The 22,236-nt window shown below is 36.8% G+C and carries 21 protein-coding genes and 1 pseudogene; 2 read left to right on the top strand and 20 right to left on the bottom strand.

The genetic code is table 11. From position 1 onward, the window contains the following. Nucleotides 1-110 precede the first annotated feature (110 nt). The 6 genes from OCV72_RS09080 to OCV72_RS09055 all read right to left on the bottom strand — a co-directional run bounded on the left by OCV72_RS09080 (nt 111) and on the right by OCV72_RS09055 (nt 5,678). Complete coding sequence (locus OCV72_RS09080; protein WP_055151996.1) at nt 111-407, bottom strand: hypothetical protein; 297 nt, start codon at nt 405-407, stop codon at nt 111-113. A 131-nt stretch (nt 408-538) separates the two neighbouring features. Continuing rightward, on the bottom strand, nt 539-919 hold the full coding sequence (locus OCV72_RS09075; RefSeq protein ID WP_055151993.1) for a TnpV protein: 381 nt from the start codon (nt 917-919) through the stop codon (nt 539-541). A gap of 20 nt (nt 920-939) precedes the next feature. Further along, a complete protein-coding gene (locus tag OCV72_RS09070) occupies nt 940-1,329 on the bottom strand; it encodes a DUF6262 family protein (RefSeq protein WP_227218205.1) in 390 nt (129 codons plus the stop codon). A 1-nt stretch (nt 1,330) separates the two neighbouring features. Further along, nucleotides 1,331-2,839 carry a tyrosine-type recombinase/integrase gene (locus tag OCV72_RS09065; protein ID WP_227218204.1) on the bottom strand — a complete coding sequence of 503 codons (1,509 nt, stop codon included), beginning with the start codon at nt 2,837-2,839 and terminating at the stop codon, nt 1,331-1,333. Next, nucleotides 2,826-4,556, bottom strand: coding sequence for a tyrosine-type recombinase/integrase (locus OCV72_RS09060; RefSeq protein WP_055151987.1), 1,731 nt, complete (start codon nt 4,554-4,556; stop codon nt 2,826-2,828). The genes OCV72_RS09065 and OCV72_RS09060 overlap by 14 nt, the downstream gene beginning before the upstream one ends. Before the next feature lie 18 nt (nt 4,557-4,574). Next, nucleotides 4,575-5,678 carry a tyrosine-type recombinase/integrase gene (locus OCV72_RS09055; protein ID WP_055151984.1) on the bottom strand — a complete coding sequence of 368 codons (1,104 nt, stop codon included), beginning with the start codon at nt 5,676-5,678 and terminating at the stop codon, nt 4,575-4,577. 240 nt (nt 5,679-5,918) lie between these two features. On the opposite strand from OCV72_RS09055, the gene OCV72_RS09050 reads away from it, so the two are divergent. Further along, nucleotides 5,919-6,716 carry a helix-turn-helix domain-containing protein gene (locus OCV72_RS09050; RefSeq protein WP_055151981.1) on the top strand — a complete coding sequence of 266 codons (798 nt, stop codon included), beginning with the start codon at nt 5,919-5,921 and terminating at the stop codon, nt 6,714-6,716. A gap of 469 nt (nt 6,717-7,185) precedes the next feature. Here the strand turns inward: OCV72_RS09050 and OCV72_RS09045 are convergent, their stop codons facing one another. Continuing rightward, nucleotides 7,186-8,073, bottom strand: coding sequence for an aldo/keto reductase (locus OCV72_RS09045; RefSeq protein ID WP_055151978.1), 888 nt, complete (start codon nt 8,071-8,073; stop codon nt 7,186-7,188). Between the two features lie 112 nt (nt 8,074-8,185). Here OCV72_RS09045 and OCV72_RS09040 point away from each other — a divergent pair, with 112 nt between their 5' ends. After that, the gene (locus OCV72_RS09040) at nt 8,186-8,578 is read left to right on the top strand and encodes a MerR family transcriptional regulator (protein WP_207747255.1); all 393 of its coding nucleotides are present in this window, start codon (nt 8,186-8,188) and stop codon (nt 8,576-8,578) included. Between the two features lie 57 nt (nt 8,579-8,635). Here the strand turns inward: OCV72_RS09040 and OCV72_RS09035 are convergent, their stop codons facing one another. The 13 genes and pseudogenes from OCV72_RS09035 to OCV72_RS08975 all read right to left on the bottom strand — a co-directional run bounded on the left by OCV72_RS09035 (nt 8,636) and on the right by OCV72_RS08975 (nt 22,201). Then, nucleotides 8,636-9,202 carry a hypothetical protein gene (locus OCV72_RS09035; protein WP_055283378.1) on the bottom strand — a complete coding sequence of 189 codons (567 nt, stop codon included), beginning with the start codon at nt 9,200-9,202 and terminating at the stop codon, nt 8,636-8,638. Nucleotides 9,203-10,406: 1,204 nt separating this feature from the next. Further along, the gene (locus OCV72_RS09030) at nt 10,407-12,128 is read right to left on the bottom strand and encodes a DUF262 domain-containing protein (RefSeq protein WP_055150156.1); all 1,722 of its coding nucleotides are present in this window, start codon (nt 12,126-12,128) and stop codon (nt 10,407-10,409) included. 22 nt (nt 12,129-12,150) lie between these two features. Continuing rightward, nucleotides 12,151-14,955, bottom strand: a complete 2,805-nt coding sequence (locus tag OCV72_RS09025) for a DNA methyltransferase (protein WP_055150158.1) — start codon at nt 14,953-14,955, stop codon at nt 12,151-12,153. Between the two features lie 110 nt (nt 14,956-15,065). Beyond that, nucleotides 15,066-15,554: a hypothetical protein gene (locus tag OCV72_RS09020; RefSeq protein ID WP_055150161.1), complete on the bottom strand. Its 489-nt coding sequence runs from the start codon at nt 15,552-15,554 to the stop codon at nt 15,066-15,068. Nucleotides 15,555-15,611: 57 nt separating this feature from the next. Further along, complete coding sequence (locus OCV72_RS09015; RefSeq protein WP_013976760.1) at nt 15,612-15,932, bottom strand: helix-turn-helix domain-containing protein; 321 nt, start codon at nt 15,930-15,932, stop codon at nt 15,612-15,614. A gap of 124 nt (nt 15,933-16,056) precedes the next feature. Further along, nucleotides 16,057-16,272 carry a hypothetical protein gene (locus OCV72_RS09010; protein ID WP_015525605.1) on the bottom strand — a complete coding sequence of 72 codons (216 nt, stop codon included), beginning with the start codon at nt 16,270-16,272 and terminating at the stop codon, nt 16,057-16,059. Nucleotides 16,273-16,941: 669 nt separating this feature from the next. Continuing rightward, a pseudogene (locus OCV72_RS09005) lies at nt 16,942-17,796 on the bottom strand (CpaF family protein); the annotation flags it as partial. 5 nt (nt 17,797-17,801) lie between these two features. Further along, the gene (locus tag OCV72_RS09000) at nt 17,802-18,719 is read right to left on the bottom strand and encodes a P-loop NTPase family protein (protein WP_055283321.1); all 918 of its coding nucleotides are present in this window, start codon (nt 18,717-18,719) and stop codon (nt 17,802-17,804) included. 202 nt (nt 18,720-18,921) lie between these two features. Beyond that, nucleotides 18,922-19,131, bottom strand: a complete 210-nt coding sequence (locus OCV72_RS16805; RefSeq protein ID WP_028086545.1) for a pro-sigmaK processing inhibitor BofA family protein — start codon at nt 19,129-19,131, stop codon at nt 18,922-18,924. Between the two features lie 154 nt (nt 19,132-19,285). Then, nucleotides 19,286-19,774, bottom strand: a complete 489-nt coding sequence (locus tag OCV72_RS08990) for a deoxycytidylate deaminase (RefSeq protein WP_055283376.1) — start codon at nt 19,772-19,774, stop codon at nt 19,286-19,288. A 16-nt stretch (nt 19,775-19,790) separates the two neighbouring features. Further along, the gene (gene upp, locus OCV72_RS08985) at nt 19,791-20,420 is read right to left on the bottom strand and encodes a uracil phosphoribosyltransferase (RefSeq protein ID WP_028086547.1); all 630 of its coding nucleotides are present in this window, start codon (nt 20,418-20,420) and stop codon (nt 19,791-19,793) included. Nucleotides 20,421-20,447: 27 nt separating this feature from the next. Then, nucleotides 20,448-21,500, bottom strand: a complete 1,053-nt coding sequence (locus tag OCV72_RS08980; RefSeq protein WP_055283318.1) for an L-threonylcarbamoyladenylate synthase — start codon at nt 21,498-21,500, stop codon at nt 20,448-20,450. A gap of 20 nt (nt 21,501-21,520) precedes the next feature. After that, nucleotides 21,521-22,201, bottom strand: a complete 681-nt coding sequence (locus OCV72_RS08975) for an N-acetylmuramoyl-L-alanine amidase (protein WP_055283316.1) — start codon at nt 22,199-22,201, stop codon at nt 21,521-21,523. Nucleotides 22,202-22,236 lie beyond the last annotated feature (35 nt).

Raw genomic sequence — 22,236 nt, 5'->3', positions numbered from 1 at the left:
AATACAATAGCTTTACTTAATATACACTGTATATAACGTTATTATCTTGCCATTCCACAGTTGCAAAAAGAAAAGAGCGCCTTTCACAGCCCTCTTTCATATCGACTTTCTCATTCATTTGTCATACTCAACAGTTTTGCAACCAATGTCTCTAAACTTTTTCCCAAAAATGGGACAAAATCTGGTATTGCACCAAATGCCATCCCAATTATTATCATTCGACCACATTCTCTTGCAGATTCCAATGCAAATCCATAACTCAAAACACCTGTCAGAATAAATATAATTGATAAAAAGTAAAGCAAAATATTTCCCAATATCATCGGAATTTTTAATAACCAGTGAATCAATGTCATTACTGCAAGAATTAAATATAAAAACACTTTTATTATGTACTTAACCAACATTTTTAATCCCTCCCTTTTTTATCTTTCCGGACAGCAAGAATCTTGCCATCCGGACTTCCATTTTTTTGCTATCCGGACTTCCACTTTTTTGCTATCCGGGCTGCAAAATTCTTGCTATCCAATACAGTTCATTATCCTTTCGTGTATATCATTTCCGTCAAAATCATCTCTTCTGCATCATGACAAAGGGTATTCATCCTCCTTGTCCATTCCATGTTGTCTTGCCTTTTTAATTCCTCTGTAATTCCTTCTTTCTCCATCATCTGTTTTACTAATTGTTCTTCTCTATCCCTTGCTTCTGCATCAATCTGATTCAAATGCTCGACAAGTTTTCCTTGTAACAACAATATTTGATATTTTGCCTTTCTGTGTTCCTGTAAATAGCTTTTACGAAGCATCCCATATTTCCCATAAGTTGGTTCGATATCTGTAAGTGCCAATTCTGGCAAATAATAATCACCACATAACATATAAGTAAGTCCATTTTTCTCATCATAAATTTCGTTCTGCATAAAATATTCTCCTTTTCTTCCTATAATTGGTCGTACATCTTCAACAGTGTTCCCTTTTTCATTTGACTATATTTCACCTGTAATTCTTCATATTTTTTCTGAAGACTTTCATATTCGTTTTTCGGAACACTATCGGATAATTTCTGTTCTAAACTCTTAATCCGTGCTTCCTGTGCTTTTGCAATAGCATCACTTTTAGGATTTCGCAATATCATTCCCTGTTGTTTTTCCTTCAATTCCATCATGACCTGTTTCACATTCGGATTATTATAGAAAAAACCTCTAGAAAGTCCTGTTAGTTTTGTAAGTTCAGCAACTGAAATTTTTATATTTTTTCTATACATTGTTTCAATAGCTGTTATTGCTGTTTCCGTCATTTCCGCACTTTTTTCTTTTGCCAGTGCTACCATTTTATCGTGTTTCTGCATTTTCCTTTTCCCTCCTGTATTGTGCTAATAATTCATTCATTTCATCTCGTACAGCCTTTGTATCCTCCGCTAATGCTTCGTTTCTTAACCGCCGATAATGTGGTATGGTTCGTGTATCCTTATGCCCCAACAGCCTTGCAATGCTATCATCATCTAATTTCATTTCTGTAAGTTTTACTCCAAAAGTATGTCTAAAACGATGTGTACGAAACTCAAAATAATTTCCATTATCATCCCTGATATCATTTTCATAAATCATGATATTTACATGATATTTCAGCATTGAATCTGTATACAATTTTCCATTATCTTGCAGAAAAATATATTCTGAATCTGGATGCTCCTTTTCTGAAACTTCTATTGCTTTTCTAATCAATTCTGCCAGCTGATCGCTAACTGGTCTTTTGTATTTCCTTGTTTTCTGCTGGATAATAGTTATAAAATAATGTCCAGATTTCTCAGATAAGCAATCCCTTCGCAAAGTCAACGTATCCTCTATTCTTGTACCGAGCATCTGATGTATTATTAAACATCTGCCTAACTGGGGCTTTAATTTTGTTAATGCACAATTAAATCTTCTGATTTCTGCATCTGAATACGCTTCTGGTAAAGCGTTGTCATATGCTCTGCAATCACTGGACAGAAAAAGGTTGCATATATTTCCTATTTCCAGTTCACGCCCTATTTCATCCAACAGATTATCCAAAACCGACAGCTCTGTCGTGTAACTGACTGATGTAAGACCGGTATCCGTTTTTATATAAACCAGATAATCTTCTATCATATCCCTGCTAATTTCTGTAAAGTGCTTTACTTCTGGGAATCGATCATACATGAAACTAGCAAACCGACGGAATCCACGCAATTCACCTTTTATACTACCCATTGCTTTTGTCTGGCAGTGGCTATACAATATTTTCTTTATTATCTCTTTAAATTCTTTCTGCCTGATCTCACGAAAATCTAATCTATATCTTCCACGAATCGGATTACTCCTTGGCACAATATCCAACTTTCTCATATCCCATACATCTTTTTCATTTTCTGGAATATCTGCTGTTTTACACTTCACAACATACTCATAATACATTTTCAGAAAAGAAATCTGAGCGCTACTTTGTTGCTCAACATTCCGCCTATCCGGTCTATTTCTTCTAACATACAGCGCCAATCCTTTTTTATATAAAAATGCTTTATAACTTCTCTCCAGTTCTTCCCATTTTTTATCAGTGATGCTGCTACAACTTGTACACTTCTCATTCAGAAATTCTTTCAACAGATCAAATCTGTAAATATCATTTACTACTGTTGATAATGACAAACGTCTACATCTATCATCGATATACCCATAAATCTCATCCTGCATCTTTTCATTATGAATCTCTGATATGTAGTACACCCTGTTTTCCTTCCATTTCAGTCCTGCCAACTGTTTTTCTGTAGCTTGTTGATAACAGTCATACGAAATCAAATTAATATTACCTTTCATCATCTTCTGCTCCTTTCAATTTAAATGACTGATTTTTAAAGAAATATTTATCTTCAGCCGATACAATACGTTCCGGCATGAAATCAATGTACTGTTTTGTCATATTCTCACTTGAATGTCCTAGATAATCTCGTACCCCTTGTATAGAAACCCCATTTCCGTACATTGAAGTTGCAAGGTTATGTCTGTAATCGTGTGCTCTAAAGATATAATCTCCGCAGGCAATCCCACGAACCTTACACTCCCGAATCATCTGATTTGAAAATGTCTGTCCATTAAATGCACCACCCTTTTTATTTTTGAATAAATACTCCCCATTTTTTATTCCATACTTTTTTTCATAATCATTCACCAGTCCAACCAATAAACTAGGAACAGGAATGACTTTTTCTCTCCGCATTTTGCTTTGATATATGCGCATCCAATTCTCATTGCCTTGTGAATAAAAGGCTCCCGATTTTATTGTGCAAACCTCGCTTTTCCTAATTCCTGTGCAAAACAAAATCAAATACATCAACTGTAAATGCTCTGGGAATGCCGGCAGCTCCTTAATTAGATGAGCAATTGTTTTTTCTGGAACACTTCTTTCATTGTGTTCCGAAAAACCTTTTTTTAAAAATCGTTCCGGATAAAACTTCAACACTTCAATATTTTTCATTTTCAAAAACTGTAGAAATGTATGCATATGTGTGATATATCGGTTAAAAGTGGAATACTTAATATCGGACTCATCCAAAGCAGACACATAATCCGCTATATCTTGCATCTCCAGTTCAGTTACTTTCTTACTCTGTCCATCCAGATATTTTAAAAATTGTGAAATAAAACTTATTGTATTTCGGATATTTGATAAAGACAGATCAGATATCCCGACCAAATATTTTGCGTATAATTGTAAATACCAACGATTTTCTTTTTCGTAAATATTAATAAATGAAAGGCTTTTAACAGGTGAACTGGCATTGATTCTCGATTTATCAAACTGAAACCTATCCATATACCAGATACACGCTTGCCAATTTGTCTCTGAATCTGTTAGAAATAACGTTCTTCTCGCAAACTCAACAATCTTAGAAGCCTGTTTTTTTATAATTTCCGACTCTTTGTTTAAATACAGATAAAATCTGTTTTCATCTGCCTGTTCCATTTCTTCAATATCATCTATTCCGTACTTATCGCAAAACCGTATAAGTGCTTTTAATGGTTCTAAAAAATATCTTCGATGTCTTTGTACCTTATCCATATTCAGAATTTCACACAGCAATATTTTTGTCTGTCGCACCAACTGTGATGAATGTATCCTCGTTAAGTCCCATAACAAATCATTCTTATCGACCACCTGACGAAAAGAGTGTGCTTTCTTCTTATTGGGGACATACAGCAAAAACAATTTGTCTTGCTTAAAAAACTCCTGTTCTACAGAGAAGGGATTTCCTTGTGAATAGACATCCGGCATATTTTCTATTTTTAAACGATCAAATAAGCTCAGTAATTCCGCTTTATATTTTTCTGAAATATCCTCTTTTTCAAGAGAATCCATATACATTTTTCTCGTTTCATAGTTAATATCTGCAGTACACTGTATATCTGTATACTGGAAAAATTTGTATAACCGGTTATAGTATTTTGCTTCTCCATTCGTAACTAAAGATATTTCTTCCTTTAATTTCTCGGATATTTTTTCCTGATATAACTTCGGAACAATTTTTAATACTGCCAAGGTAATCCCTCCTTCCTTTTACAGAAAATCTGCAATTTGGTATAAATCTTCATTATTTGAGTAGTATTGATCTGTCGCTTCTATCAATCGTTCATTATTTTCACCCAAGTATTTAATGGTAGTTTCAACTTTCTTATGCCCCAGGGCAAAACGAATGTCATTCAAATCCCATCCTTCTTTTCTTCTTTCCTCCGCAAAATAGTGTCGGAGCTGATGCGGATGAGAATTGATATCCGTTTTTTGGGATAGCCTTTTCAACATGCTATACACAGAATCCGCATCTAATGGCTCTCCTTTGTTTTTTCCAGTCAATTTTGTAAATAAATACTCCGAGTTCATCAGACTTTTTCGGTTATCAGAAATGTACTTAACCAAGAACTCAAAAGTTGTATTACTTAACAAAGCCATTCTATATTCTGCATTTTTTGCTCTTGCCAAGTTGGTATTGTATTCACGATACCTTACCCGAACCGTTCTTCTTTCAAAATCAATATCTTCGGTATAATGGATTCCCAGAATTTCCCCTAATCTAAGACCGGTTTCTGCCATCATTGCTATCAGCAATCGATCTCTATCATTCGAACAGGCATTTATCAGCTCCTGTATTTCTTCGGATGTTATTTCTTCCAGATTAGGTTCTTCTTCTTTGAAGAAACCTTTAAACGAATTCACTGCATTTTGATGATTTACTCCCATACTGTCAAAATACGATACTTTTTTTACTCGTAAGGCTTTAAGCATTGGCAAAACATCTTCCAGTGCCAAAAACTGGTAGTATCTGAAGACTGCACCAAGATACATATTGCAGGTCTTATTGCTCGTCTGTGTATTATGCTCAGTATGCTTTCCACTCTTAACCCAATACAAGAAATCAATAAAATGTTTATTCTGCTCTGAATAAGATAGCAATATAATCTCATCCAATCCTATCGTTTGCTCCTGCAGAAAATTGTAATAATATGAAAGTGCGAAAGCTGCGGATTTTACAGTATTCGGAGAAGCATTAATCTGATCCAGATGCTTCAAATACTTTGATGGAAGGATTTCAATTTCTTCAATATCAGAAATAATCAAAAAACGTGGTCTATTATCTTTCAAAATCGAAACAACCCTATATTTCAATCCACAGCCCTCCTTCCTTTCTTTTTGATTTGTTTGACTTCTTTGACTTCTTGATTTACATTATACACAAAGACGTCAAAATGTCAATTACGTTTTTGATTTCTTTGACTTTTAAGGGAATATCAATAAAGTATTTTTTGATTTCTTTATGTTTTAAATTGATTTTTAGGGATATAATTGATAAGATAAAATACAAGAAGTCAATTTATACAAAGTCAAAGAAATCAAGAGGAGATTTGAATGAACGAATTTATATCAAATTCAGGCACACTAATAAATCCTGACAGCGTTTACGATCAGGAAAGATTCATCAATATACTTCAAATCATTTTACAGAAAAAAACACAAAAAGAATTATCTGAACAAACAGGCTTAAATAATGCAACCATTTCACGAATGCTCAACGGTGCCCGATCTGGAAGACCATATAAAAGCACTATTGATAAAATTGCAAAAGCCATTGATGATCCAGAACTTATCCAAGAATTATATGATGCAACGGGATATTCTTCTAAAAAAATACGGGAACGAAAAAAGATAATTGCAGACAATGGATTTTCTTTGGATCTCTCTACTGTTCAGGTGCATGAAAAGTTTTTTTCTACCTTAATGCGTGGACTTTCCATGATGACAAGTCTGCATAAAGTTGAATGGACAATAAAATCTGGAACGCCCAGATCATACGATTATTTAATTGAATTAAAAGAGGGAAATATAGATTATTGGTATATTAGATATGTAGATAGAATTACTTCTGATGAAGAAAGGAAAAAAGCCTTAACTGCCATTTATGGAGAATTTGCAAAATTGAAATTGGGCGGAAAAATCAAAGTTTCTTGCGCCACTCCTTCTTACGAAGATTATGATTATTTTGTTACAATTCCACCATTCCAATTAAATACAAATGCTTCAATTATATATTTTGATTCTGAACTCGAAAGATTTGCAGACGAAACCTTTTTAGAGACAGCTTTACCACTTAAAGAAAATATTCCTGTTAAGGATTTTTGTAATCTTACCGAATCACTGATACTATAACTTTTTGATTTTATCACAGAGAGAGTTGCTTATGGCTCTCTCTTTTTTTAACGCTTCCTCCTCCCATATTCTAACTCATTATGGCAAATCATTTTCTAAAGCAAGTATCGCCTAGAGTAACTCAAAATCCCATTTCTGGATTATGATTCTCTGACGAACTTAATGGAGATTACGATTCCCCATACCCTCAATATCACAAAATATCAAATTTTGCTATTAGCTCATAATAAATTTTCGCAGCTATCTGTTTTTGCACTCATAGTTATCAAAAGCTTTTTATAACCATCTGCTTCTACCAGTAACAAAATGTCAATAGTTTTTTAATCACTTTTTCAAAAAAGGCAAAAAAATAGAACGTATAGATTATTTCCATACGCTCTATCTCACATTTCATATTAAATTTTTGAATTCTACAAACTGGAATTTATCTGCTTATGTTACGTACTTTCGTTGCTAACCTTTTCCTCCCTTACCAATCCTTTTTTTCTTTTGTACAGTCATGGTTCTTTTTGCGTTCTTCCACCATATTTGCAAACCATTCCACCTTAGCCGGGTCATAGTGGGAAAAGAAAGCACTCATTTTCGTGTCCAGTGCGGCAATTCTTGCCATATCCTCCGCAGAGAGTGCAAAGTCGAATACATTCAGGTTTTCCTGCATTCGTTCAATATGTGTGGACTTTGGAATCACCACTACGCCTCGTTGCAAATGCCAGCGGAGAATAACCTGTGCTGCACTTTTACCATACTTTTTGCCGATTTCATTCAGCACAGGATTCTGAAACATATTCCCTCTGCCTTCGCCAAACGGAGCCCAGGCCTCAATCTGTACGCTGTACTTGTCCATCCACTTCTTTGCCTCTTCCTGCTGATAGAAAGGATGTACCTCCACCTGATTTACCATCGGTTTAATGCGGGAAAAGGAGCAAATATCCACCAAACGGTCAGGATAAAAATTAGATACACCAATGGCACGAATTTTTCCTTCTTCGTATAGTTCTTCCAGTGCCCGCCATGCCCCGTAATAATCCGAATACGGCTGATGCAGCAGGCAAAGATCAAGATAATCTGTACGTAGCTTTTCCATAGAGTCTAAAACCGACGCTTTAGCTTTCTCATAGCCGTAATGCTCGATCCAGACCTTTGTGGTCAGGAAAATATCTTTACGGTCAACACCGGTTTTTTCGATTGCTGCACCGACCTGCTCTTCATTAAAATAGCTTTGTGCCGTATCAATGGCACGATAGCCGGCCTTTAGTGCATCCAGTACGCAACGTTCGCATTCCTCCTGTGGCACCTGAAATACACCATAGCCCAACTGTGGCATTTTCACACCATTGCTCAAAGTAATATAGTCCATAACAAAAACCTCCTGTTGTATTAAATTTTATTCTGTGATATTATCGTAACAGCCGGTAGTTACTACCGGTCAAGGATTTTTTTCAAAAACAGGAGGCTTTTTTGTGTATTCTATGAAAGAGGCTTGTACTCTCACCAATATGACCTATGAAAATCTGAAATTCTACTGCAACGAGGGATTGGTCCCCAATGTCAAGCGAGACAGACGAAATTATCGTGTCTTTGACGAACATGACATCAAATGGATTCAGAGTCTGAACTGCCTGAAAAGCTGTGGAATGAGCATTGCAGAGATGAAGCAATATCTTGCTTTGTGCATGGAGGGCGAAGGCACAATTCCAGAACGTAAGGTGATTCTTGCGGAAAAAAAAGAAACCTTGCTCCAATCCATTGTTGAACTGCAAAAGGCAGTGGCATACATTGACTGGAAGCAGAGATTCTATGACGATGTGCTGTCAGGCAAGACAGCGTATTACAGTAATCTTGTTCCGGAATTGCTGAAGTGATATATCGGTACAGTTGACACAGCAACTTCCGATTTTCTCAATTCTCCAAACTTGAATTTATTTGGAAGATTTTATTATCCATTCATCAAGAAATTTCATTTGTTCATCCGTATGAAACCAATGCTCTCTATTTTTCATAATAGAAAGTGTTGAATTAGTCCTCTGTACAAATTCAAATATCGTTCCATAAGCGGTAAGATTATCTTTTTCACCATACAAAATGTGCGTTGGGATTTCCCATATAATAGGATTTTCTCTTGCATAGCAAAGATAATCCCATGAAAGAGTCTCTCCAAAGGTTGTCTGAATTTCTTTTTTCTCTTTGAGTTCATCCTCTGTAACATTTGCCCAAATCATCATATCAGCAATAAGCCTTTCCATATCTACAACGGGCGAAATAAAATATGCTTTCTCTATTTGCTGATTTGATAAGGCATTGATAGCAAAATACGCTCCAATGCTATTGGCAATTACTTCGACAGTCTTGTAGTTTCTATAAATTGAATTAAAAAGTAATGGAAATTCTTCTTTTGCTTCCCATGGAAACTGTGCAGTATAGTCAACATAGACTGTCTGCCCGATTTTCTTTGTAAATGTGTTACCCTCTGTTTTTGTATTCATCATTTTTTCCATAATCATTTTTCCTTTCTTTTGGAGCCCCAGCAGAGAGTCATTCCATTGGTCTCTGTCAGAACATTATTCTTTAAATCAGGCCCAAAATGGGCACTTCCAGTTTCACAGGCTACCTATATATAGCCTTTTCATTTTTGCTTGCAAAAAGCCTTGTGATCACAGCACTTTTTTAACGTAAAAAGCGTTTTAATATGATGCAGCCAACGACAAGAAGCATATCTAACAAATATCATTGTCTATCACTTCTGTTTTCTCTGCCGATATCTCTCTGGTTAATGCCTAATAATCTTCCCTGCCAGACAAGACGATAAGTACAGCGTTTGCTTCTATCGTGTTTCCAAATACTTTCTTCCATCATACGATGGTTCTTCATCAAGTTCCAGTCCGTGACGTTTACAGATATCTAAAAACATTGTCCGGCAGGCAGAATCGGCTGCAGATTCAAAATTATATTATTCAAAAATAAATAAAAATGGATTCCACCAAAATACCCATCACCAAAAATGTACTGGACACTTCTATTCATTATATTTGCACCAACAACTTGAAGTTATCTTCCTGCTTACGACTTTCCAACAACATAAACTCCAAATATCATTTTGATAATATAAAGATACTTCTTTCTTACCCCAGAGCAAGATCCACCTGTGTTTAACAATATTGTCTTTCATCACAATATTCTCTCATCAGGTTTTCATCTTGCTGGGGATTCCCCAAACCCATTTTTCTATTTATGCCGAGGTCTCAGTACACACTAGAGCAAGATCCACCCCGGTAATACCATATCGCTATTTTAGCAATATAGTATTTTCCGGACGTAGGAATCTTGCTGAGGATTGTGCTCCCCAGTTCCTCACATTCAGCATAAATATACACTTGGTTCCCCGAATTTTTCCGGTCACAACACAGGGATATAAAATAGGCTAAATATCCCTATATCCCTGTGAAATCACTGTGTGATTATAAAAACAGCAAGGACAGGAAGTGTGGATACACTTCCGCAAAATTGCCAATTTCGGAGCCATATCCAAAATTGAAAAATACATAAAAATCAAAAATCCGAAACCTTACTTGATATCCAAATTTATAATTTTTACAGATTACCAAAAAACCAATATGAGAATTTTACAAATTTTGTACCACCTGTAAAATTCCCATATTGGTTTTCATTCAGCTTTTATGGATTTGGAATATTCTATATTTTCCAAATATTCTGTGCATTAGCTAAGAGCCATTCTGCACGATTTTCTATTTCATGTTCGTTCCAATCATTTTTTTGAAGTACGTCATGTAATGTATAAAGTCCGCTCGCACACAAAAGTAAACCTGGTTTATTTTGTCCCTTTCCTGCCTTTTTTACATTCCATGCAGCATCACGTATAGATGCATTTAAAGCTTGTGGAATAATCGCCAAATTCCCCAATGTCAGTAATAGAGAATCTCTTTTTTTTGCATCATCTTCTGTCGCGCAAGCTCCCCAATTATTTCTCCATTTCTTTGGCATTAAATGTTCCAAACTGTAATTATTAAATCCAAGCAATGCTGTAGAACTATTGTCTGAACGAATTTTACTTTCTAACAAATAAATAATTCCTTTTGATTGCAGATTAACCAGTTTTGATGTTTCAAAGCCAATTTTCATTTCATTATCATCTGGACAATATGTAGTTGCATCACCAATTCCTTTTAAACGTAAAGTTAAAGTCTGCGAATCCAGCACTTTATTCAAAATCAATGAAGTAAATAAATTATTGTAACTTTTAGTAGATGCATGTACCACAACTCTTCTCATTATATAACTTTCCAAAATTCCATACATTTTATTTAGCTCGTTTTTGTCCTGCACGTTTTTTGCAATATATAAAATATATGGTATCATCGTCGTATTTTTTAATCCAAAAATCACAACATTTATACGTTCAATACCTTCTTCCTTCGGTATACTCATTCCACATTGATTTGGCTTCAAATTATTTCTGAAACACTCCGCATATTCTTTCATCTGATCTAGCACAATATTTTTATTGCCACCACAATACTTATTAATGAAATGCTGATAAGACTGAGCAAGCCTGTCTACCCTGGAATACATAAGTTTGTCTTCATTAGAAATATTGTACTGCTTATCCTGAATAAATAATTGAAAATAGGAATCAAAGAATATGTCAATAATTGCTCTCTTTATTCGTCCTGTCTCAATTTCCCTATCCCAATATACTTTAGTCTCATCATCTTTTTCAAATACATCTGCCCATTTTCTTTCATATTCGCCAACAGTCTCTCGATTGAAAAAATAATTTTTTAATAACTCAGATGTAGTAAGATTCACGCCCAAAGAATTAATTGTATCAAAAATCTGCTGTTCGTCTTCATCCGCATCCAAATCAATACGAACAAATTGCGTATTTACAAATATTGTCATAATGTCCAACTTACTTTCGTCAATATGTTCCACAAAATAATTAAATGCTCCTATTATTCTGGACGCCGGCTCTGGATTGTCGATTATTTCCGCTTTGCTTAATGTCATTACTTTTTCAAAAGCCTGTATATCATTCCTTCCATGCCTAAGCGCAATCATTTGACCCATGATTCTAAATTGGCAGTCAAACAGTGCAGTCTGTCCTAATTTTAAGCAAAGCACTTTCATAAAAATCAAAAAAGTTGTTAATCTCTGCTGACCATCAACTATAGTTCTACAATCTGCAAAATTTTCTCCTTGCCTAGGTTTGCGACCTTCTTTTAAAATAATAGAGCCCAAAAAATGTGGTTTTTTTGTCTTTACTACAAACTCCATATCTTCAAGAAGTCGCCCCCAGAGATCTTCTTTCCACACATACGATCTCTGAAAAAAAGGGACTTCCACCAATGTCGAATTATTAAAAATATTGGTAATTAACGCTTTATGTGCATCCATCTTTCTTCGCTACTCCTCTTACTTATCCTTGCATTTTTTGATATAGTTTCATCAATTCTGCAACACACTCTTCTTCTGTCATTTTTATGCCAAAACCATAAGCTGCCATAACTGCCTTATCATTTGCAATATGTGCTTTTCTTAATTCCACTGGCATCGTTAAAGGATCATACAAATCTGCAAGACTGCTATCTGGATATAATGCTCTTGCATCCAATATTCCTTGTGCCGATTGTTCTATTCTTTCTTTTTGTTTTTCCTGTAATTCTGGCCAAGGGAAATTATTATACACATGATTTACTGTGTAACTATAATCACTCTTTAATCTTCCACATATAGCTCTCATCCACGCCATATGTACATTAGATTCAAGTACACCAAAATGATACAATGTTCCCATTGGCATTATTCTAACTTTATCACTACATAGCACACTTTCATCCATGTATCCCATTGGTATATACCTTCTTCGTTCAGAAGATACCTGTGGTATTACTATATAGCTCCCTTTAGGGAAATTGGATACATGAAACCTTGTTGGTGTATCTGCAATTTTTCGTGTACCTGCACTTGTGCTTTGAAGTCGATACTCTCTAACAGCCTCCACTCTTTTCATACATTCTGGCAATTCTCTTAGTTCTTTTGGTGAACAGTTTCCCAAATATAAACAATATCTTGGAGTACGATTAATAAATTCTCTTGCTCCATACCATGGGTGAAAATACTTTTGAGATTTCGGCTCCTGTTTTATAAACTCCTCCATTTCTTCTTTATCAAATAAATAGTATCCCCCATCTATTGGTTTATTTCCAATTCCTATTTCCGGTACACTACAAATAGGGTGTTTTCTACTACCAACAAAAATATCGTCTGAATCAATTAAGTACGCATTAATATTTTCAGCAATTTTCATATCCCCATTCGTATCATAAATGACTTTTCTTTTATTACTTTTAGCATGGCTAAATCCTACAATTACACAATGAACATGTGCTTTTAAATTCGCCTCACTATCCCAACGGAACGTTCTATAAGCAAAATTGATATGTATCCCCATTTCAAATAATGGCTTCCAAAATATTGCAGGCTGTTCACCTTGTGTAATAGTATTGGTTGAAACAAATGCAGTAAATATATCTCTGTTCTGAATGTAATCACTTGCCTTTTTATACCAAGCTGTTACAAAATCCAAGTTTCCAAAATCCTTTATTCCATGAAATACCAGTTCCATATCCTTTTTCTGTTCTTTATTCATCCACCTAGCACCAACAAAAGGTGGATTTCCCATAATATAAGATAGACCTGTTGCTGGAATGACCTCATTCCAATCCAATCTTAAAGCATTTCCTTCTGTAATATTTACATATGTTTTCAAAGGAAGAAAATCATCATTAAATCCATAAACAATACTTTTTGTTTCTTCTAACATCTGAGATTCTGCAATCCATAGTGCTGTCTTTGCAACGGTTACTGCAAAATCATTAATTTCTATTCCGTAAAATTGCTGTATTGAGACTTTAATTGGGTTATGAGCTTCTACTAAAGTCATTTGTCCGCCAACTCTTTCACGTATCACTTCATTCTCCAAACGTCGAAGTGATAAATAAGTTTCTGTGAGGAAATTTCCAGAACCACATGCCGGATCTAGGAATGTAAGAGTTGCTAATTTATTCTGAAATTCATCCAGCTTTTTATCTTTAGTCCGCTTTACCTGAATTTGTTTTATTGCATTAAACTCTTCCTGTAAGTCCTCCAAAAAAAGTGGATCAATGACTTTATGAATATTTTCGATAGATGTATAATGCATTCCTCCAGAACGTCTGGTCTCAGGATTTAATGTAGATTCAAATACGGCTCCAAATATAGTTGGAGAAATATCACTCCAATCAAAATCTTCTGACGCTTTTGTAAGAAGTAATTCTTTAATTTCCTCTGTAAAAGGTGGTATCTCAATAGTTTCATCAGCAAATAACCCGCCATTTACATATGGAAACTGAGCAAGATCTTCCTCCAAATACTCGTCCCGATCTGATATCGGCGTATCCAATACTTTAAATAATTCTATTAATGCTCTTCGACAATCCCTTACTTCATATGTTTCCAAATAATCATGAAACATATTTCTCTTACCCAAAATTCCAGCATCTTCAGCATATAAGCAAAAGACAATCCGTACACATAAAGCATTCAGGCTCTTTAATTTATGCTCTCTTTTTTCTTTCTGTTCGGACGTTTCATCTTTTTCTTTAATATCCGGTATACGATATTGTTTTAAAAACGCATCATAAATAAGCCCAACAATATCTCCTGCTTTTATTGATACTTCCATTTCATGCGATATTGTCTTTACTTCTTTTTTTACCAAGAAATCCAACAATGGATATTTGCTTTGTAATTCATCTAAAGCAATCTTTGTCGGTTCTGGCTGTTTCTGGTTCATATCATAAATCCAAATTTCCGCAAAATTTGACGTAACAATCCACCGAGCTCTTTCATCAAAAGTCAGCTTTCCATTATATCTGTCTGCCTGTTCAAATGGAGTAAGATCAACATCTCCTGAATTCCTGATTTTCTGATCCAATGCTTTTCCAAGACTCTTCTGTTCAATAATTACTCGTGTTTCAGGAATATATACATCAATACGTTTTGTATTTCCATCAATTACAACTTTCTTTTCAAAGTTCAAACGTTCTGTCACATTATCCATTCCCAAAACGTTCGTCAATAAATCAATCCAATAAGAACGTCCATCTTCATCTTCTTTCCCTTTTCCCATCCATCGGTTTACAAATTGACGGGCAGCCTCTCTTTGTTCTGCATCTGTCATGCTTTTTTCCTCCTAAATAATCGTGCATTCACAAATCTTTCTCCGACTATTTTTACATATCATATCCACAGTATATCATAAAATTATTACAGAACAGCATTCATATATCATTATTTGTATTGTGTCTGCACACAAGGAACTTCTACCGCCAAATCATAATAATATTGATACATGATCATGTTATCTTTTGCTTCTATATACACTCTCTGAGCTTCCTTCATCAAGTTATTCCAAATATCTTTCCATTCACTAGGAGCCGAATCTAAAAACCACATATTATTAAATGACATTTCTATCGTCCCCCATAAATCATCTTCTTTACGCTCAGTTTTTATATTCATCTGCATATTTCGTGCAATTTCCAATGCATCTTTTTGTAAAAAAGTGAATTTCACTACTTTTTGAGAATCTGGAACTTTCTTAAAACGACGCATATGAGCTTCTGCCTTTTTAATAATTGTTTCCAATTGTTCATCATGCCATTTTTTATCTTCTAGTATCTCTTCTTCTGACATTTGCGCTTTTTCTTCATTAATTTCTCTTTGCATTTCTTCCAATTCACGCTGTGCAATATCATAATATTTCTTTTCAATCACCATAATCTCCCAACTCCATAAAAAAAGAAACAGTCAACATTTTCGTTACAACTGTTTCCTTTATTTTTGAAGTCCCCGGAGCATTTGTATCACTACATTCTGTTCTTTTTCATCAAGATTATTCCAAATATTCAGAACCTCTTGTTGTGATTCTGATAAGCTTACTGGAACATCCATTCCGGCAAAGAATTGTGCCATTGTTACTCCCAGTGCATCACATATCTTTTCTACAGTAGGCATAGTTGGTAAACTTTCTTTAGCAATAATTTTTCCAATCGAAGATTGAGATATACCAGTCAATTGTGACAGCCGATATTTACTCATATCACGTTTTTTACATAAAGCTATAATATTGTCCGCAATATAATCCTCTGTGCGCAAGTAAATACACCTCTTTCCGATAGTAGTTACCTTAATTGTAACTAGAAATCCGCAAAAATATTAGAGATGTATCTTACAAGTATTTACTAAGGGAAACAGTAGTATTAAAACAAAAAAAATAGAACTATATAAAGTTGTATTCCATTAATGTCAGCTTATTATCTAAATGCTCATATTCTCTTTGTATTTCTTCAATTTTATCATATAGTTTCAGCACTGTCGAACCCTTTATCATTTTATTTTCTTGGCACATCTGCCGGAATTTTTCTTTGTACTCCCGCAGTATTCTTCCTTTTTCCTCTAATTCCTCCAGTGTTTTGATTTCCTCTTTATCTGCCATGTATTTTCCTCCCAAACATAATTTTTAATACATAAGTGATAACCCTTTTTTCGCTGTTGTTCAATTACAACTTATCGCCTTTTTCTCCCATCAATCGACAATCTTCTTTTTGCTATATACATATGATATACTTCTCTTTATACAACCAATTGCTGTTGTATAGCTCACCATTTTTCCTATCTACAACACAAAAAAGTCAAGTTGTGATGGAAAGGAGGTGAGGACATGGAAATAAATTATGCACTTATAGGCAAACGTATAAGAGAATCACTATTTTATCTTATCCCAAATTCATCATCCGCTCCATCCGCCACCTTATATATGAATACCCATTCCAAATATTTGCTTTTACCGGATACTCTTTCCTGTAAACAAATACAGTGTGATATTTAACAAAATGTATTCTACACCAATTATGTATATCTTTCATATATATGTTATTTATACCATTCACCCACTGTTCTAAAGACCATATGTCTTTATCTGACACTAACTCCATTATGAACAGTACATTATAATATTGAATGACACCTACTCTCTTCCTTTCCTCTATTAACCTTTTACACAATAACCTATACTTAATGTTCATATCGTTCCTATGTCTCTCCCTCTAATCTATATTTTCCATCCTTATATACGTTATATATATAATTATTATATAGTACATATAAGTGCCTGAAGCATATCAATTGCTTCCGCCGAGCGCACTTCCCCCACGATGATCCTGTCCGGTCGCATACGAAGTGCCGACTTGATCAGATCCCTGATGGTAACTTCTCCTGTTCCTTCTACATTAGCATTTCTTGCTTCCAGTCTTACCAGATTCTTTACATTTTGAATCTGAAGTTCTGCGTTGTCTTCGATCGTTATGATACGTTCATTTTTGGGTATATATTGCGATAGTGCATTCAAGAAAGTGGTTTTCCCGGATCCGGTTCCACCACTGATGAATATATTGTATCCGGCGGCTACTAATAAAGCCAGAAAACCCGATACTTCTGAATTGATTGACTGCCATTCCATCAGTTTTTTCATTGTAATTGCTTCTTTTGCAAATTTTCGAATTGTAACGATCGGCCCATTTAATGCGACCGGCGGAAGTACGACATTGACTCTCGATCCGTCTGCCAGTCTGGCATCTGCAATCGGCGATGCCTCATTTACCAGTCTGTTGGATCCTGCCACGATCTGCTGGATCACATCCTCCAGTTTATCTCTGGATAAGAATCTTTTGTCTGACTGGATGATCCTTCCTGCTTTTTCAATAAATATATTCTGCGTCCCGTTGATCATGATCTCTGTGATCTGTTCGTCTTCCAGAAATTCCTGCAGCAGATCCAGTTTCCGGAATGCATTGAAAAGTTCCTTTCCAAGCATTGTTTTCTGATCCAACGGCAGATATTCTTCCTGCGAAGCTTCCTGAAGTACTTCATAGATCAACTCTGTCAGTTCTTCGTCCTCCATGTCCCTTGTCATATCCAGTCTGGATAATATCCTTGCATGGAGCTGCTCTGCTTCTATCATTTTCCTCATCCTTCCAGCTCTTTCTTTACCATCTTCTGCTTTACATCGTCATAACCCATCAGATGTAATTCTTCTTCAAACTGGAATAATTTTGCCTGCGCCACCTCCTCTTTTATGACTGCCACATGTATCTCCGTACACATCCTCAAGAGCTCATATACTCCACGGATCCCTTCATCGATATCCAGTATCAGGACTTCATATATGCTCTGTTCTGCAATCTGTTCCACAAACCCTGTCCACTCTTCGATCTCCACTGCCTTCAGATCTTCCGACATCCGCATAGGCAGAAGATAGTCAAGCGGTCCCATATGTTTTACCATACCTGCCAGAGCTGCTCTTAAGTGTTTCTTCTCCTGTCTGGAATAATAAAGTGCATCCGCTACCGTCTGTCCGGCATCCGGAAAATGTCCCCCGATCCCTCCATATACTTCAAGATTCAGGTACAATACATTGTACGTCCTTGCCAGTTCTTTTCCCAGCTTTAATGCATACCCGGTCTTCTTACTCCGGTGCACCGGGGAAAAGATTCCGATGATCCTGACATTCTGCTTTTTCGCTGTCCTAAGGAAAAATCTTTCCGGTTCCCCGGACTGCGTACACTGTTCGATCACCGCTCCCATAATGGCCTCTCCGGACTGGTACTTATTGATAAGTTTCTCATTTGTCTCATGTGCTGCATTTTCCGACTGTGCCAGAACGAACACATTCCCGGCCTTTATCTTCTTCCTGTCTTCTACCGGATAACTGCTTCCAATCAACAGGATATCAACCGGTGATTCCTCCTGCAGTTTTACGGTCTGCTCAACACTGTTACATACCTGTACGCCAAGTGCCAACTCCTTCGCTTTCATAAAAACTTCCGCAAGGGCCGCAGCGTATCTCACTTCCTGGTCACAAATCACCAGATTTCTGCTTACCACATACTATCCCTCCTTCAACACGTTTACACAAAATCTGAAACGTTTGCCGATACGGCATTGAATACTTCTTGAATTTTTTGAATCTAACAATTAGAACTACAAATCAGATGCAAGCTACTTCGTAACTTGTAGGCTGATTATATACTGGATGATTTGTATTTGTCTATGCCCTTTTTAAAAGTTTTCAATCTTTGTGCAATGTTTACATAATTTGATAAAAAGTTATACCGTAAAGTAGAGCAACCCCAGGAAATCCAAAGGATCCGGATGTCAAAAAAGTGATCGGATTCATCCCGACACAGGCAGAAATTCCCTGTCCGTCAAGAAATTCGTTTACAAAAAATATGATCGCGAACCCAATAATTCCACGAATCAGAAAATTTACAATGATTTTTGTTCCCTTTTTTTTCATATTTTTCTCTTTTTTATTACTCTGTTTTTTTATTATATGATGATCTGTATCTGTCTTATACCTTTCATAATTATCAAAAAGCATCTAAAAAAACAGGCTTGAAAACTTTTTCTTTTTTCAAACCTGTCTCATGATCTCTGATCTGCTTTTTATTTTATAACGAAATCTTGATTTCCCGTTCTGTCCGATGGTATTTATGATAATTCACGCCGGCAGAATCGAACATCTTCATGGAAGCCATTACAGCTGCTGTACCTTCATACTTGTTGCTGTCATAGATAACCTCTTTGATCCCGCTTTGTATGATTGCTTTCGCACATTCGTTACACGGGAACAGAGAGACATACAACTTTGCCCCTTCCAGACTTCCTCCACGGTAATTCAAGATCGCATTCAGCTCACTGTGAACCGTGTATACATATTTTGTCTCTAAAGGATCGTCTCCTTCCCGCGCCCATGGAAATACATCATCCGAGCACCCTGTCGGAAGTCCGTTATATCCCATTGACAGAATCTTGTTATCCTGACTGACGATACAGCATCCTACCTGTGTATTCGGATCTTTGGAACGCATTCCGGAAAGCTTTGCAACGCCCATAAAATACTCATCCCAGCTGATATAATCTGTTCTTTTATCTCCCATATACGTCACCTCGCCACTATTTTGTCCCAAAAATACGGTCTCCTGCATCTCCCAGTCCCGGAACAATATATTTATGCTCATTCAGATGATCATCGAGTGCACCGATATAGATATCTACATCCGGATGTGCTTCCTGCAGACGTTTTACACCTTCCGGAGCTGCAATGATACACATAAAACGCATATGTTTTACACCTTTATCTTTCAGCATCTGAAGTGCTGCCACACAGGACCCGCCTGTTGCAAGCATCGGATCTACGACAAATACTTCTCTTTCGTCACAGTCTGACGGAAGTTTGCAGTAGTATTCTACCGGTTCATATGTCTCCGGATCTCTGTAAAGACCGATATGTCCGACCTTAGCAGACGGGATCATATTCAGCATTCCATCAACCATTCCAAGTCCGGCTCTTAAGATCGGCACTACTGCTAACTTTTTACCGCTTAATTGTTTTCCCACCATCTCGCAGATTGGTGTCTTTATCCTGACATCCTCCAGTTTCAGATCTCTTGTTGCTTCATAACACATTAATGATGCGATCTCCCCAACGATCTCTCTGAATTCTTTTGACCCTACCTCTTCGCTTCTGATGTAGCTGATCTTGTGCTGAATCAACGGGTGATCCATAACCTGTACTTTTGACATGTTTCTCCTCCTTGTTGTGAAATGATTCTATACCAATTTTTCTATATGATGTCCTGCAGCTTTCAGAAGACGGTTCATAATTGCGCTTCCGATTCCTGCAGTATCAAACGACTCACTATAGATATAATCTACCTGATCGTCATCAAACTCTCTTAAGATCCCGAACAGATTTGCGGCGATGGTTGATTCATCCGCTCTGGTTCCGATGCATTTTACGTCACCGGCCTTATATTCTGCCACAGTCTCTTCCGTTCCGATAATGCCGACTTTATAGCCCGCACGGGACTTTTCTTTTGCACGCTTATTGATCTCTGCCGTTACCTTCTCCAGTGGACCTTCTATAATGGTCAGATCCGCTTTCGGTGCATAATGACGATACTTCATTCCCGGTGCTTTCGGAACCTGCTTGCTGTCCGGTCTGATCAGCGTCCTGTCGATCGTGACTTCTCCGATCACTTCCTCGAACATCTCTTTTGTAATGGCTCCCGGTCTTAAGATCATCGGTGGTTCTACCGTCATATCCAGTATTGTAGATTCTACCCCGATCTCTACTGCCCCGCCGTCTACGATCATGTCTACCCTTCCGGTAAGATCCTCTGCTACATGCTGTGCGGTTGTCGGACTCGGCCGTCCGGAAGTATTCGCGCTCGGTGCCGCAATGTATCCGCCGCCCGCATCGATTACTTCTCTTGCGATCTCATCTACCGGCATCCGGACAGCTACCGTATCCAGCCCTCCGGTGGTTCCGTACGGCACAATATCACTTTTGTTAAATATCATTGTAAGCGGCCCCGGCCAGTATTTTTCAGCAACCTTTACAGCCTTTTCCGGGACTTCGGAAACAATTTTTTCCAGTGCTTTCATATTCGTGATATGAATGATCAAAGGGTTGTCAGACGGTCTTCCTTTTGCGGCATATATCTTCTTGGCCGCATCTTCATTCAATGCATCTGCTCCCAGACCATATACGGTCTCTGTGGGAAATGCAACCAGACCTCCTTCTTTTAAGATCCGTCCTGCTTCTCTTATAATATCTGTATTATTTTGATTTTTATCAATTTTTTCTAATATTGTTTTCATGATTGTTATTATACTACACTCTAGTTTTCCATACAAGCAAGGATTCCTTCTGCGATCGCTTCCGCAAGCTTCTCCTGATACTTTGGACTGACCAGCTTTGCGGCTTCTTCCGGATTACTTAAGAATCCGCACTCCACAATAATCGTCGGTACTTCCGTCCGTTTCAGAAGATAATAGGTATCATTCGCTTTTGCCTGTCTAGTATTCTCTTCATCTGCCTTCAGCAGCGCTTTCTGCATCACTTCGGCCATTCGCTTTCCCTCTTCCGAATGCGAATAATAGAAGACCTGCGCCCCGTGGATCTGCGCATCCTGATAGCTGTTCTGATGGATACTGACCGCAGCCTGCGGCATCGTCTTATTGATCCGTTCCACTCTCGCTTTCATATCATGGATTTTTTTATTTCCTGCAGCCGGATCTCCAAGCATTACATCCTTTTCTCTTGTCATGACGACCTTCCATCCCTTTTTCTCCAGTCTCTCTTTTGTCTTTTTTGCAATTTTCAGATTTACATCCTTTTCTTTTGCCTGATTCACACCAATCTTTCCTGGATCCTCTCCGCCGTGTCCGCTGTCCAGGACAATACATGGATTCCTTCCTGTAACCCTTCCGCTTGATACCATTTCCTCCAGATGATTACTCATCATGATAAGTACCGCCAGCAGCAGCAATACTATTGCAAATTCTATTTTTTTCCACAAATAAAAATACCTCCTGCAATTCATATATTCTACTA

Origin of the sequence: Dorea amylophila (assembly GCF_025567265.1) — a bacterium.
Lineage (GTDB): Bacteria > Bacillota > Clostridia > Lachnospirales > Lachnospiraceae > Dorea_A > Dorea_A amylophila.
The sequence above is the reverse complement of the archived record's forward strand: the minus strand, read 5'-3'. Positions and strand labels throughout refer to the sequence as shown.